Genomic DNA, 14,333 nt, shown 5'->3' with positions numbered 1-14,333 from the left:
CGGGAGAGCGACCATGTGGAAATTGTCCCTTGCCACGGTGCTGATCGCGCCCGCGCTGGCAGGCTGCACCGCCAACGACCCGACCTTTGGCGGCGCGGTGCGCAACAATTATGCGATGCAGGTGATCAACCCCGATCCGCAATATGAAAGCGCGCTGGTCGAAGGCGGCGATGGTGCCCGCAGCGCGGCGGCGGTGGAACGCTATCGCAAGGACAGGGTGAAGGTGCCCAAATCGATCCGCACGACCTCCGGCAGCGGCGGTGGTAGCGGAAGCGGTTCGGGCAGCGGATCGAACTGATCGAAGGGGAGCGACTTTCATGACGGCCCGACGGAAAAGCCTGACACGGTCGACCAGCGGTGCGGTAGCGCCCACGGTCGCCCTGTCGCTTTTCGGGCTGATCGCGGCGGGCGGCCTTGCCTTTGACTATGCGCGGCTCGCCAGCATGGACAGCGAACTGCAGAGCGCGGCGGATCAAGCGGCGCTTGCGGCGGCGACGCAACTGGATGGTGCCGGGACAGCAATTACTCGAGCTACCAGTGCGGCGCAGACGCTGATCGTCAACAAAACTCTTTTCGCCAATGATGGAAGTAACTCCGGCCGTTCGGTGACAGTCCCTACTCTGATATTCTATTCAGCCTATAATCAGGATACGGATACCGGCACGACGACAACAAGTCCGGCTGCAGCTAAATTCGTTCAGGTTTCGGTCGCTCCGCGAGAAGCTTTCTTCGCCCTGACGCCTGTCGTGCAGATGTTCCGTTCCGGTCAGATCAATGCATCCGCCGTAGCGGGAATTGGTCAGGCGATCTGCAAAGTCCCTCCGGTGATGATCTGCAACCCGCAGGAGCCTTGCAACAACACCACCGATCCCAATTATCCATTCGATGCAAATGCTTTGGTCGGCAAAGGATTGAAACTTCTGACTACTGGTAGCGGTGGTCCCAGTGAGTGCACCGGTGGCAGCGCATGGGCTCCTGGAAATTTCGGCTTTCTGGATACGCATTCAGGTGAAACCAACCCCGTGCTTGCGCTGAAGCAGGCAATTGGTTGGAATACGCCGCCCGGAGATTGCTTGCCGATCAGTGGCGTCGATACGCAGACGGGGCAAGTTACGCCCGTTAGAGATGCCATCAATACGCGGTTTGACATCTTCGATAATGGAGGTCCGGGAGGGGGCGCTTGTCCATCGGGTGGTGCATGTCAACCATCTATAAATTCGGTCAAGGATCTTGTCCGCAACTCCAATGCAAACGGTCAGAATAGTTGTGGTTTAGGCCCCAATGGCTGGGGCGAGGCAGCCAGTCCGTATCTGCCGAGTTCGGGTACTACCCAACTGACGACGGCTGAAATAGCCGCTACCCAGACCATGGGGCATCCACGCGACATGTGTCATGCGGTCAGTTCTAGTGGTACATGCGCTGAAGGCAGGATTGGCGACGGCAACTGGGACAGGAACGCCTATTTTGCGATTAACTATCCCGGCTTGAACTGGCAGGGGGAAATGACATCGGCCTATGGTTCGACGGTGGTTACACGCTATCAGGTTTACCTTTGGGAAATCGCTCATGCAGGCGATGTGTTCACCTCGCCAACTGGGGCGCGCACAGTTGGTCAATCGCGTGTGGCGACGGGCACAAAGATCGATCACAATCAGCCAATCTGCGGAACCGGGCTCCAACCATCTCCTACTACAGTCGATCGCCGCCGTCTCTCTGTGGCCGTCGTTAACTGCCGCGCCAACAATGTTGGCGGTAATTCGTCGGGTGTTCCGGTCAGGAGCTGGGTTGATGCATTCATAGTGGAGCCATCCGCAAACCGAACACGGACGGCCCAACAGGATGTGTATATCGAGGTTATTGGCGAGACGAGTGTGAACACTTTAGGGTCCACCGCCGGTCAGGTTGTCCAGCGGCAAGTTCCGTATTTAATCAGGTGATATGATGGTGAGCCATATATCTTTTTTGATTAAATGCCGCAGGGCTTCAGCTGCTGCAGAAATGGCGCTGGTGCTGCCAATTTTGATCGTGCTCATGTTCGGTTCGTTTGAGTTGGGTAACTATTTCCTGAACGAACATGCCGTTGTCAAAGCCGTTCGCGATGGCGCACGCTATGCTTCCAGGCAGAGCTTCAGTCACTTTCCATGTTCGTCCGCAGGAAGCGGCCTGTCGCCTGGAGGAACGGTGACTGCCGATACGCAGTCGATCACACGTACGGGTCAGGTGACGTCAGGAGGAAGCCCCCGACTTGCATCTTGGCAGACGAATGCCGGGATCAACGTAACTTACGACTGCGTGACTACGAACAACAATGTGGACTATGCCGGTGTTTATGCCAAGCAGGCGTTTCTTCCCCGCGTGAAAGTATCGGTCAGCAACCTTGCTTATAGTTCTCTGTTCCAGAACGTGGGGATTTTAGGTTCTAACCTTACGTTGAACGCAGAATCGCAGGCCGTGGTGGCGGGCTTATGAACGGGTTCCTGCACCGCGTTTTCTATAACAGGTCTGGCAGTTCCGCTGCAGAATTTGCATTGGTGTTGCCGCTGCTATTGATTTTTCTGATCGGCATTATCGACGTAGGCCGCCTCTTGTGGACGTGGAACCAAGCGGAAAAGGCGGCCCAGATGGGAGTGCGTTTCGCCGTGGTCACCAACCCCGTTCCAAGCGGTCTTTCCACTTTCAGCTTCGTCGGAACAGGTGGCCTCACGCAAGGCGACGCAATCCCGATAAGCGCTTACGGTACGATGACATGCACGAGCAGCGGGACCACCGTGACCGTGTCCTGCAGTTGCAATTCAGGAAGTTGCCCTTGGGGTACGGCTGCAGCATCCGGGACAACCAGTCCGTTTGGCCGCATTGCCGATCAAATGAATCTGTTTTTCCCTCAACTGACGCCGAGTAACATCAGCGTCATCTACAAGCCATCAGGATTGGGATATGCAGGTGATCCGAACGGAGCGGATGTCGCGCCTATTGTGACCGTGGAAGTCAGAAACCTTACTTTCGCGCCGACACTTCTACAACTTTTCGGCGGTCAGATCGCTATGCCGAGCTTCAGTTCAGCACTGACCCTCGAAGACAGCCGTGGCTTAGCGTCAAATTGAGGAACAAGATCTTGGGCATCGTGACGAACACAGCGGAAGCGACCGAGAACTGGACCCTTGATATCGGGGATGAAGGCATTCACCTGATCCTGTCAGAGCAGGAAGTGGCCGCGTCCGATATATTGGGTGACCGCCTGAGCGGGCATTCGCTGACGCTGGCCATGTTACCCGCCAGCGCGCCCCTGCCTGGGCAGTTGGTCGCGGAAGCCAAGGCGATCATTCTGGAAGTGCAGCCCGATGATGAAGCGTCGATGGCGCGGCTGGCTGGTCTTCGCGCGGGTAATCCGGGGCTGCTGATCGTGGCGGCGGTGCGCAATGCCGAAATCCCGCTGGTGCGGGCGCTGCTGAAAAGCGGGATTGACGACGTGCTGGCGCTGCCGCTGCACGCTGCGGAACTGTCTGCGATCCTGGAGGACCTGCGCGGGCGGATCGCGGCGACCAGCGTCAAGGATGTGAAGAACGGCAAGCTGGTGTCGATCATCAAGAGTGTGGGCGGCGTCGGCGCGACCACCATCGCTACCCAGACGGCCAGCCTGCACGCCCGGTCGCTGAAGCAAGGGCAGGGCGAAGTCTGCCTGTTCGACTTTGATATCCAGTTCGGCAATGCCGGGACCTTCCTGGGTATATCGTCGCCGCTGACCTTGGCCGACCTGTTGCAGGGTGGTAGCCGCATCGACGGCGAATTGCTGCGCAGTGTGACGGTCCAGACCGCGACGGGCCTGCGCGTCGTCACGGCGCCATCTGAAATCATGCCGATGGAAGCGGTAAATGCCGATCAGGTGTTCCGGGTCATCGAATTGGCGCAGCGGAACTTCGACACCATCTATCTCGACCTGCCGGGCAACTGGACCAACTGGTCCATGTCGCTGGTAGCGCGGTCGGAAGCGATTTTCCTGGTGGTCGAACTGACCATCGCGAGCCTGCGTCAGGCCCGCCGCCAGATTGCCTTGCTGCGCAACCAGGATATCGATCCCGCGCGCATCCATGTGGTCGCCAACCGGGTGGAAAAGAAGCTGTTCCGCGCGATTGGGCTGGAGGATGCGGCGGCGGCGCTGGATCATCCAGTCAACCTTAGCATCGCGAATGATTTTCCGCTGGTGAGCTCCGCGCTCGACCAGGGCGTGCTGATCCATGAGCTGAAGGCGCGCAGCCGCATCTGCAAGGACATGCAGGATATTGTGGACTGCTGTCTGGAGGCCGTCCCGGCCCAGCGTCAGGTGGAGAAGGGCTGATGTGGGAAATCCGAAAAGCCGACGGCGCACGGGCTGACGTTCGCGATGAGGTCGGCCCGACCGAAACGGAACTGGTCCATTGGGAAGAGGACCGGCACACAGAGTTGAAGGTCGCGCTGCACCAGAAGCTGATCGACATCATCAACCTGTCCGCGCTGGAAAACATGTCGCGCGCACAGGTGGAAGTGGAAGTGGGGGAAATCGTCCATGAACAACTGGCGCTGCAAAAACACGCGCTGAACCTGGAGGAACGGCGGCGGCTGGTATCCGACATCCTGGACGAGCTGCTGGGCCTGGGGCCGCTTGAGCCGCTGTTGAAGGATCAGAGCGTCACCGACATATTGGTGAACGGGCACAGGATCGTCTTTGTCGAGCGCAATGGGCGGCTGGTGGAAACGGCGGCGCGGTTCAAGGATGAAAAGCATCTGCTGCGCATCATCCAGAAAATCGTGGCGGCGGTGGGACGGCGGGTCGATGAGGCATCACCCTTTGTCGATGCGCGCCTGGCGGACGGGTCGCGCGTCAACGCAGTGGTGCCGCCGCTGGCGGTCGATGGATCGCTGCTTTCCATCCGCAAATTCGCCAAGGTGCCGATCAGCATGGCACGACTGGGCGAGCTGGGCAGTGTGCCAGCGGCCATGGCGCAGGTGCTGGGGGCGGTCGTGGCGGCGCGGCGCAACGTCCTGATCTCGGGTGGCACAGGTTCGGGCAAGACGACGCTGCTCAATGCCATGTCGGCCAGCATCGATGAAGCCGAGCGGATCGTCACGATAGAGGATTCCGCCGAGCTTCAACTTCAGCAGCGGCATGTGGTGCGGCTGGAAACCCGACCGCCCAACATCGAAGGCCGGGGTGAAGTGACCCAGCGCGACCTGGTCAAGAATGCGCTGCGTATGCGGCCCGATCGCATCATCGTAGGCGAAGTGCGCGCCGGAGAGGCGTTCGACATGCTGCAGGCGATGAACACCGGCCATGACGGGTCCATGACGACGGTCCATGCCAACACGCCGCGCGACGCCCTGTCCCGCGTGGAGCAGATGATCGGCATGAGTGGCATCGACATTTCGCCACGGTCGGCGCGGGCGCAGATCGCATCGGCGCTGAACGTCGTCGTGCAGGTCGGGCGCCTGTCGGACGGACGCCGCCGACTGATGAGCGTCTCTGAAATCACCGGCATGGAGGGGGATGTCATCACCATGCAGGAAATCTTCCGCTTCAAGATGACCGGGCGCGAGGAGAATGGCATGGTTCGCGGACATTTCGAAGCGACCGGCATCAGGCCTAAATTCATGGGCGATCTGGCCGACCGGGGCATATCCTTGCCTGCTGAGCTGTTCCGCCCTGACGCGGTGGTGCAGTGATGAACCCGCTTTATATCCGCATCCTTGTCCTGATCCTGCTATTTGCAGCGGTGATCCTGACGATTGAAGGCGTGACAGGCTGGTTGCGGGGGCGCGCTGGCAAGGAACATGTGCTGAACCGCAGGCTCAAGATGATCGCTGCGGGTTATGAGCGCAGCACCGTGCTGTCGAAGCTGCGGCGGAATGACGATTCGTTGAACTTCAATCGCGATAATCTGTTCGGTCGCATAGCCCTGTCGGTGGTCCGGGCCCTGCATGGCGCGGGGTTGAGCATACCCGCGCGCACGATCCTGACGATCATGACAATCGCGACCGGGTTGCTGTTTGTCCTGGTCCTGGTCGGCGGGATCATGGCCGGATATGGGCTGACCGCCGGAATGGTCGTCATGGCCGCGGCATTTGCTGGTTCGCTGGGCGTGATCCTGCCGGTCATGGTGCTGGGCCGCATGAGCCAGCGGCGGCGCAAAAAGATGGAGGAGCAATTCCCCGTCGCTCTGGACACCTTTGTCCGTGGGTTGCGGGCGGGCCATCCCATCGCGGCGGCGCTGGACCTGCTTACCAAGGAAATGAAGGACCCCATCGGCAGCGAATTCGGCATCGTGGTGGACGAGGTCACATACGGGTCCGACCTGCGCGACGCATTGCAGCGCATGGCCGAACGGTGGGATATGAACGAAATGCACATGTTCGTCATTTCGCTGTCCGTTCAGGCGGAAACGGGTGGCAACCTGGCGGAGATCCTTGAAAATCTGTCGGGCGTCGTCCGCGAGCGGGCTAGCCTGTTCATGAAGGTGCGGGCGCTGAGTTCAGAAGGCCGCATGACCGCCGTCATGCTCACCGCCCTGCCGATCCTAGCCTTTGTCGCGCTGTTCCTGATCAATCCGGCCTTCTACCTCGACATTGCGCAGGACCCCATGTTCATTTTCGGCTTTTCCGGGCTGATCATCCTCTACATCATCGGCTTTGTGACGATACGCCGCATGGTTGACCTGAAAGTGTGACCTGATGCTGGACCTAGCCCTTATATCGCAGCTTCGGCCGGTGTTGCTGGTCCTGCTGTTCGTCGGGATCGTCGCCCTCGTCTATGGCGTGTCGGAAATGGTGATGCGCAACGCCAGGGTGCGCAGCCGACTGGACCTCGTCGGAACGTCATCAGCCGTCGAAGGCAGCGGCCAGAGCCTGCGGAATGAACGCAATGCGGGCGAATGGAAAAAACTGGTCGACCGGATCGAAAAGCTGGGCATTTCATTGGCTGATACGAAGAATGACAGCCTGCGCCGCCGCCTGATCGCCGCCGGTTATGCGTCGCCCGAAGCGCCGAAGGTTTTCACGTTCATTCGCCTGGTGCTGACGCTGGCACTGCCTGCGATGCTACTGATGTTTTCACTGGGGAAGGCCGAACCGCCCAGCGCCTTGAAGCTTTATTTCATGGCCTCCATGGTGGCTGTGCTGGGGCTGTATCTGCCCAACCTCTTCATTTCGGCCAAGGCGGCCAGGCGGCAGGAAGCGATCGTCCACGGATTTCCCGACGCGCTGGACCTGATGCTGGTGTGCGTGGAGGCTGGGTTGGGCCTGGAAGCGGCGATGGACCGGGTGGGCCGGGAGCTGGCCATTTCCCATCCGCTGGTTTCGGCAACATTGGGCAAGGTGGTGCTGGAACTGCGTGCGGGGCGAAGCCGTGGCGACGCGCTGCGCCGGATGGCGGATGACGTGGACGTCGATGAAATTCGATCCTTCGCCACATTGCTGATCCAATCCGATCAGCTGGGTTCCAGCGTGGGGCAGACGTTGCGGATCTACGCGGCGGAGATGCGGGAAAAACGGCGGATGCGGGCCGAGGAAAAGGCGCATCGACTGCCGGTCCTGCTGTCGGTGCCGCTGGTAGCGTGCATGTTGCCGGTGATGATCGGCGTGCTGATGTTGCCGGCGGTGGTGCGCGTGGTGCGCGATATCCTGCCGGTGATGACAAGATAGAAGGGGGATGGGGGCATGAACAGGAAGACTATGCTTGTCGCGCTGGTCATGGCGACTGCCGCTTGTGGTCCTGCTGCAAGGAACGTGGCCATCCAGTCAGTGAACAATGACGCAGGCATGGCGGCGCAGGACGCTCTGGCGCGTGGCGACATCCTGTTTTCGCGTGGCGAACATGCGCTGGCGCTGGATGCTTACAGAAGGGGGATGCGCAAGGACCCTGCCAATGCGCACGCGCTGAATGGGGTGGCCATCAGCTATGCGGCGATGGGACGGCATGACCTGGCGCGGGATTTCTTCGAACTGGCCCTGGCCCGTGCACCGGGGGACAAGCGTATCCATCGCAACTTCGCGCGCAGTTTGAGGGCAGAAGGACGGCGTGGTGAAGCCGACGCGCTGATGGCGCAACTGAATGGCGCAGGAGCGACGATCCCGGTAGCGGGCAAACGACCGACGCTGGCGCAACTGGCAGCAGGACGCACTGCGGTTCCTGCCGCCGTACCTGTGCGGCTCGCAACCACTGGGTTGGAACGCGTTTCCATGGGGGAAGTGCGTCTGCGGGTATCGAGCGCGGGCGGTGGGCTGCCGGGGACGATGATCCCTCGGCTGAACACTACCATCGTCACGGTCGCCGATGAGGGCAAAGGGACAGCTACGGTGGCGCTGGCACACCGGATCACCGCGCCGATCGTATCGGCTGCCGGGGAGCCGGACGCGCGGCCTGATTGCGCACCTGAAGGCAAGGCCCAGATTGTGGTTGATGAAAAGCGTTCGACCGCCACATCAGAGGATCGGGCAGAAGCATCCGGCAAATGCGCCAGCCTGGCGGGCGGGGATGGCGGACGCGACAGCCTGTTCCAGCAGCTGTGGAGCTGGGGCAGGAGCCTGGGATGAGCTTTGCCCTGCTGCTCGCGGCGGCAGCGCCGTTAGCGGGTGCGACCAGTCCCGCGCCCACGGTCGACTATGCGCGGATGATCGACGACGCGATCGATGGCAGCCGAATATTGCAGGCGCAAACCATGCTGGCCCAATGGCGCAGCGCATCGGAGCCTGGATCGCGGCCAGTCGAAATTGCCACGGCCCGGCTGGCGCTGGCCAAGGGAGAGGTGCAGGAGGCGGAAACACGCTTCGCTGCCATCAGTAACGCGGGATCGGATGATTGTCGGGTCAACGAGGGGCTGGGCATCGCCAGATTGCGTCTCGGTCGGGCGGGGCAATCGCTGACGCCGCTGAGCCGCGCCGTCGATAGCTGTCCTGGGCGCTGGCGGGCATGGAGCGCGCTCGCCGTGGCCTATGATCAGGAACAATCCTGGTCATTGAGCGCCGCCGCCTATGAACGGGCGTTTCAATTGACGGACAGGCCGGTGCAGGTGCTCAACAATTACGGGCTGTCGCTGATGGCGCAAGGCAAGGCGGACAAGGCGGTGGTCATATTCGACAATGCACGAAAGATCGCGCCGGACGATGCAAGGATCATCGCCAATGGAGATGCCGCCTATGTCATGGCCGGACAGGGCATAAGTCGCAGACCTGCCGATGATGCGGATGGCTGGGCAAAGCGGCTCACCAACGCGGGGCAGGTCGCACTGCGCATCGGAAATGCGGCAAAGGCGCGCGCCTATCTAAGCCAGGCGATGACGCAATCCGAACGGTTCATGCCGGAAGCTGCCGCTGCACTCGCAACGATCGGACCTGAAAAGCCATGATCAAGGACCTGATCCTGCTCGCCCTGACCCTCCTTCTCGTCGCCGCCGCGTTGGAGGACATGGCCCGGCTAAGGATTTCCAACATCATCCCATTAGCGGTTTTGGGCCTGTTCGTGCCCTGGGTCGCCGTGGTGGGCTGGGAAAGTGGCGTCTGGCAGAATGTCACCCTGTTCCTTGCCATTTTCGCGCTCGGTGCGGGCCTGTTCGCGATGCAGTGGATGGGGGGAGGCGATGTCAAGCTGCTGGCGGCTTGCGCCTTGTGGTTCGACTGGAATGCAGCGCTGCCCTGGTTCGTCTATGTGACGATGGGTGGAGGCATCCTGGCTCTCGTCATCATCGCCGTGCGACGGATGGTGCCGCGCGCGACGCGCGACAATTCATCGCTGGCGATATTCGCTGCGAAGGGGCCTATCCCTTATGGCGTGGCCATTGCGTTAGGCACGATCATGGCGCTTTATATGACCGGTCCCAATCCCAGCGGCGCAGTCCATCTGCCCACGTTCGTCAAACCGCTTCGTTAGAGGCAGGATGCTTGAGCGCAGGTCCCTGGACCTACTGACTTAAATCGAGCTGACCGCAGGCATTTCGCTGTCAATCGACAGCATGATGATGATGAGTTCCGATCGAGATTTTATGCCCAGCTTCTGGAAGATGCTGTGCAGGTGAACCTTTACCGTACCCTCGGTAAGGCCGCAACGCGCCGCGATTTCCCGGTTGCGCAGGCCCGCACGGATCAAGCCGGAAATTTCAAGTTCCCGCTCCGTCAGCGCCGCCAGAACATTCACGTCATTGGCTGGCGCGGATATGCTGTGCACCAGCGCCTGCTCCATCACGAAGGGGGCGATGCTCTTGTTCCCTTTCAACACCTGATCGATGCAATCGAGAAGTTCGTTGGGATCGCTGTCCTTCAGTACCACGCCGTCAATTCCCAGCTTGATGGCTTCGAGCGTCTGTTCGGGGCGAATATGGACGGTCATGAAGATCACCGGGACCGAGCTTCCGCTGCCGCGTATGGCCGAAAGCACCGCAAGGCCGCCGCCGTCCTTCATGCTGACGTCCAGGATCAGGAGGTCGGGTTGCTGCGCTTGTATCTGGTTGACGGCTTCTTCCACCGATCGAGCGCAGAAAATGACGTCGTGGCCATGTGAGCTTAAAAACTGCGCCATACCGTCCAGAAAGATTGGATGATCGTCGACTATTGCAATCTGGGCCATCATGCTGGGAACCTCGGTAAAGATGAGGGTAATCTAATCGAAATGAGTGAATTGATGCTTAAATTATGGAAGTAGGCCGTCCCGCCTACCTTCGTCAGTCGCTTCATTATGGACTGCGACTGCAGTTCGAAGTCGCCGGTATAGGTTTCGCGCGATATGGGATGCGCGCCGGGATTGTCCTTGAGCGCGATCAGAATTTCGTCGTCCGCCTGCGCCAGTGAAACGACAATGTGGCGGGCCGCGGCGTGTTTGACGGCATTGGCCGTTGCTTCGCGGATCAGGAATTCGACTTCGGTCGCCGTTTCCGGCGATACGATGATCGCGCGGTCTACAGGGTTGAGTAGACATTCCACGCCCCACTGCAGGGATATGAAGCGGCAGCAACGTTCCACTTGAACGCCCAGATCGACCTTGCCGCTGCTGGCCGCTTCATTGGATGCGAGCAGGCGGCGCAGGTGCGCCTGTTCGGCGGTGACAAGTTCCTCCATCGCCCGCAGTTCTGCCAGTTGGTTCGGCGCATCCATGGCGGAAAGACCGCGGATAGTGGTGACGAGCCGGACGCGCAGGGCTGCAAGTGTTTGCAAGACGCTGTCATGAAGGTCATGACTGAGCGCCAGCCGCGCTTCGGCAAAGGTGCGATCGCGCCAAGCCAGGAAGAAGAAATGGCGTTCGAGGAACAACTCCAAACCTTCCTGTATGCGCAAGGATCGCAGCAAGACGGCCGGTGACCAGCCGTGCCGCGCTCCGATGAACATGCGACCGCGCAGTTCGCCGGACTGGATCTGGAAGCTCGTCCCCTGGCCCGGCCCAAACACGTCCAGCACCGCCTCCGTCGTGTCCGGCGCATTTTCGCTGCGGAAAATCCCCAGGCGGTTCCGCAGGAGCACGCGTCTTGACTGGCTGGCATATAGAAAGGGTGCGTCGCGCGGCGCGATGCTGAGCAGGCTATCGATCTGTTTGTCGGGCAGCGAGAGGGTGCGCGCGCCTTCGGCATCGATAATCTCGCAGTGGATGGTGCCCTGGTCCGACATTTGCCAGACCAAAGCGCAGTAACGGGCCGCCATCAGGTTGAAGACCTGTTCCACGACGAAGGCGGCAAGTGACTTCTGAAAAGACACCCCCACGCCTTGCAGTCGTTCGGACCAACTGATCAGTCGCTTTTCCAGGATCGACATGCTCAGCATCGCAGCCGCGATGGTGCAACCGATCAGGACGGTGATGCCGTCGATCGCCCGATCGACCTCCGCCACGGAGCGTGTCGAGGCCCAGGCTTCGTAATAGCTTCGCGCCAGGAAAGTCAGCATCAGGCAAAGCGCCAACACGATGATGGAGCCCCGCCCGAACCGGTCGGATGCCGACCACGCCACGAAGAACAGGCAGGCCAGCGCCGCAACCTGAAGTGGCGGGCACAGGACGATGGCGGAAAGAAACACGATGAGGTCGACGAACAGCGATATGGGCCGCAACAATAGCCCCAGCGGCGGGCTGGCGAGATGTTGGGCGATGCTGGCCAGGGTCCACAGCCAGATGCCGGTCTGCAGGCCCAATACTGTGCGTGCGAAATCGGGCTCGCTGCTGAACATGGCTTCGATCTGCCAGGTTGCGGCAAACGCAAAAGCGACGCGGGATATGGCAAAGCCCAGCGTCGGTGAACGGCCCAACCAAAGCACCAGGCGATCCATCACGAAGGATGTCGCCCGTGGCATATTCAACATGGCGATATGTCCCCCGACAACCCCTGCATGACTTGACCATGCGCAGAAGCCGAAATCAACTGATATCGGAATGAGCGCAGAGCGGTAAGGCAGATGGCGTTGCGGCGGTGGCGGCTGTAAGGAGGGCGCATGCCGACGCTGATCACATCCGCTCTGATTTGCGCTGTGCGTCACCATGGTGAACATGGGGCGATCGCCAGGCTGCTGACGCCTGACCACGGCTTGCAGGCCGGCTATGTCCGGGGTGGGCGGTCGCGGGCGATGCGGCCTGTGCTGTTGCCGGGCAACGGTGTGAAGGCGGAGTTTCGGGCGCGCACGGAAGAGCATCTGGCGGGGCTTACCGTCGAACTGGAACATAGCCGCGCGCCATTGCTCTCGGAACCCTTGCCCGCCGCCGCCATCGATTGGGCCTGCGCGCTGACTGCCGCGACCTTGTCCGAAGGCACGCCTTGCCCGGCGCTCTATCAGGCGCTCGACGGTGTGCTGGGCGCGGTGGAGGCTGCCCCTGCCGCGCGCGGCTGGGCAGCGGCGCTGGTGCGTTACGAACTGCTGCTGCTGGCGGAACTGGGGTTCGGGCTAGACCTTGGCCGATGTGCGGCGACGGGCGGCAATGGCGACCTGGCCTATGTCAGCCCGCGTAGCGCTGCCGCTGTCAGCCGGGCGGGAGCCGTAGGCTATGAAAGCCGATTGTTGCCGCTGCCTGCCTTTTTACTGGAAGGCGGATCTGGCGATTGGTCCGCGATTCTGGACGGATTGCGCCTGACCGGGTTCTTCCTTGAACGGTCCGTACTGACCGATTGGCGCGCCGATGTGCTGGCGGCGCGGGCACGGCTGGTCGAAAGGCTGGGACGGGCCGTGGGATAGGCGCGCGCCATCCCATATGGCAAATCACGCCTTGCGCGCGGCGGCCGCATCTTGCAAGGGCGGGCGACTGTTCGCTGCCACGCGGACGATGTGATTTTGAATGAGGTTGGACATGTTGATCGCCCTTTTTCCCGGAGACGGTATCGGCCCGGAAATCATCGCGCAGGCGAAGCGCGTGCTGGATGCGCTGGGGATCGATGGCCTGACCTATGAAGAAGGCCTGGTCGGCGGCGCGGCCTACAAGGCAGTCGGCCATCCGCTGCCACCCGAAACACTGGAACTGGCCAGGCGCGCCGATGCCATCCTGTTCGGCGCAGTGGGCGATCCCGATTGTGACTCGCTTGAACGGCATTTGCGCCCTGAACAGGCGATCCTGGGTCTGCGCAAGGCGATGGGCCTGTTTTCCAACCTGCGCCCGGCAAAGGTATTCCCTGAACTGGCGGATGCGTCCGCGCTGAAGAAGGAGGTGGCGAGCGCCATCGACCTGCTGATCGTGCGCGAGACCAATGGCGACGTCTATTTCGGCGAAAAGGGCATGCGCAAGACAGCCGAGGGCCTGCGCGAGGGCTATGACATCATGTCCTATAATGAGGAACAGGTGCGCAAGATTGCGCATCAGGGCTTCCAGGCGGCGCGTGCGCGGCGCGGCAAGCTGTGTTCGGTGGATAAGGCCAATGTGCTGGAAACCAGTCAGTTGTGGCGCGACGTGGTGATCGAGGTGTCGGCGGAATATCCCGACGTCGCCCTTAGCCACATGTATGTCGATAATGCCGCGATGCAGCTGGTGCGCAATCCCGGCCAGTTCGACGTGATCGTCACCGGTAACATGTTCGGCGACATCCTGTCCGACCAGGCGAGCATGTGCGTCGGGTCGATAGGCATGCTGGCGTCGGCCACACTTAACGACAGCAATCAGGGGCTGTACGAGCCGATCCACGGTTCCGCGCCGGACATTGCGGGACAGGGCAAGGCCAATCCGTTGGCAACGATCCTGTCTGCAGCCATGATGTTGCGCTATTCGCTGAACCAGCCTGAACAGGCGGACCGGATCGAGAAGGCGGTGGCCAAGGCATTGGCCGGCGGCGCACGCAGTCCTGACCTGGGCGGCACGATGACCACGGTCGCAATGGGCGACGCGGTTCTGGCGGCACTGGCTTGAGGATTTGACG

The 14,333-nt window shown here is 61.0% G+C and carries 15 protein-coding genes; 13 read left to right on the top strand and 2 right to left on the bottom strand.

Annotation, left to right across the window (positions count from 1 at the left end):
- The first annotated feature begins 13 nt into the window (after window positions 1-13).
- Genes FHS54_RS09500 through FHS54_RS09450 form a run of 11 tightly spaced genes read left to right on the top strand, consistent with a single transcriptional unit; the run spans window position 14 to window position 9,892 of the window.
- Entirely contained in the window at window positions 14-298 is a 285-nt protein-coding gene (locus tag FHS54_RS09500; protein WP_167303531.1) for a hypothetical protein, read from the top strand.
- Window positions 299-317: 19 nt separating this feature from the next.
- Window positions 318-1,937, top strand: coding sequence for a pilus assembly protein TadG-related protein (locus FHS54_RS09495; RefSeq protein ID WP_167303530.1), 1,620 nt, complete (start codon window positions 318-320; stop codon window positions 1,935-1,937).
- Between the two features lies 1 nt (window position 1,938).
- The gene (locus tag FHS54_RS09490; RefSeq protein ID WP_167303529.1) at window positions 1,939-2,469 is read left to right on the top strand and encodes a TadE/TadG family type IV pilus assembly protein; all 531 of its coding nucleotides are present in this window, start codon (window positions 1,939-1,941) and stop codon (window positions 2,467-2,469) included.
- Complete coding sequence (locus FHS54_RS09485; RefSeq protein WP_167303528.1) at window positions 2,466-3,101, top strand: TadE/TadG family type IV pilus assembly protein; 636 nt, start codon at window positions 2,466-2,468, stop codon at window positions 3,099-3,101. The genes FHS54_RS09490 and FHS54_RS09485 overlap by 4 nt, the downstream gene beginning before the upstream one ends.
- 20 nt (window positions 3,102-3,121) lie before the next feature.
- Entirely contained in the window at window positions 3,122-4,333 is a 1,212-nt protein-coding gene (locus tag FHS54_RS09480) for a CpaE/TadZ family protein (protein ID WP_341785956.1), read from the top strand.
- The gene (locus tag FHS54_RS09475; RefSeq protein ID WP_167303526.1) at window positions 4,333-5,694 is read left to right on the top strand and encodes a TadA family conjugal transfer-associated ATPase; all 1,362 of its coding nucleotides are present in this window, start codon (window positions 4,333-4,335) and stop codon (window positions 5,692-5,694) included. Before FHS54_RS09480 ends, FHS54_RS09475 begins: the two co-directional genes overlap by 1 nt.
- A complete protein-coding gene (locus FHS54_RS09470) occupies window positions 5,694-6,695 on the top strand; it encodes a type II secretion system F family protein (protein WP_167303525.1) in 1,002 nt (333 codons plus the stop codon). Before FHS54_RS09475 ends, FHS54_RS09470 begins: the two co-directional genes overlap by 1 nt.
- Before the next feature lie 4 nt (window positions 6,696-6,699).
- Complete coding sequence (locus FHS54_RS09465) at window positions 6,700-7,668, top strand: type II secretion system F family protein (protein ID WP_167303524.1); 969 nt, start codon at window positions 6,700-6,702, stop codon at window positions 7,666-7,668.
- A gap of 15 nt (window positions 7,669-7,683) precedes the next feature.
- Window positions 7,684-8,559 (top strand): tetratricopeptide repeat protein, encoded by an 876-nt coding sequence (locus FHS54_RS09460; RefSeq protein ID WP_167303523.1) that lies wholly within the window; start codon window positions 7,684-7,686, stop codon window positions 8,557-8,559.
- Window positions 8,556-9,371, top strand: a complete 816-nt coding sequence (locus FHS54_RS09455) for a tetratricopeptide repeat protein (RefSeq protein ID WP_167303522.1) — start codon at window positions 8,556-8,558, stop codon at window positions 9,369-9,371. Before FHS54_RS09460 ends, FHS54_RS09455 begins: the two co-directional genes overlap by 4 nt.
- A complete protein-coding gene (locus tag FHS54_RS09450) occupies window positions 9,368-9,892 on the top strand; it encodes an A24 family peptidase (protein WP_167303521.1) in 525 nt (174 codons plus the stop codon). The genes FHS54_RS09455 and FHS54_RS09450 overlap by 4 nt, the downstream gene beginning before the upstream one ends.
- A 39-nt stretch (window positions 9,893-9,931) precedes the next feature.
- Here FHS54_RS09450 and FHS54_RS09445 read toward each other — a convergent pair whose 3' ends face one another.
- Window positions 9,932-10,588 carry a response regulator gene (locus FHS54_RS09445; protein WP_167303520.1) on the bottom strand — a complete coding sequence of 219 codons (657 nt, stop codon included), beginning with the start codon at window positions 10,586-10,588 and terminating at the stop codon, window positions 9,932-9,934.
- Window positions 10,585-12,300, bottom strand: coding sequence for a sensor histidine kinase (locus tag FHS54_RS09440; RefSeq protein ID WP_167303519.1), 1,716 nt, complete (start codon window positions 12,298-12,300; stop codon window positions 10,585-10,587). The genes FHS54_RS09445 and FHS54_RS09440 overlap by 4 nt, the downstream gene beginning before the upstream one ends.
- A 129-nt stretch (window positions 12,301-12,429) precedes the next feature.
- Between FHS54_RS09440 and recO the strand changes: the two genes are divergently transcribed.
- Together recO and leuB are read left to right on the top strand one after the other, a co-directional pair.
- Complete coding sequence (recO, locus tag FHS54_RS09435; RefSeq protein WP_167303518.1) at window positions 12,430-13,164, top strand: DNA repair protein RecO; 735 nt, start codon at window positions 12,430-12,432, stop codon at window positions 13,162-13,164.
- Between the two features lie 112 nt (window positions 13,165-13,276).
- Window positions 13,277-14,323, top strand: coding sequence for a 3-isopropylmalate dehydrogenase (leuB, locus tag FHS54_RS09430; protein WP_167303517.1), 1,047 nt, complete (start codon window positions 13,277-13,279; stop codon window positions 14,321-14,323).
- Window positions 14,324-14,333: the final 10 nt, after the last annotated feature.

Source organism: Sphingobium vermicomposti (assembly GCF_011762025.1).
In the GTDB taxonomy this organism is placed as follows: Bacteria; Pseudomonadota; Alphaproteobacteria; order Sphingomonadales; family Sphingomonadaceae; genus Sphingobium; species Sphingobium vermicomposti.
Note: the sequence above shows the minus strand (reverse complement) of the source record. Positions and strands in the feature narration are given on the sequence as shown.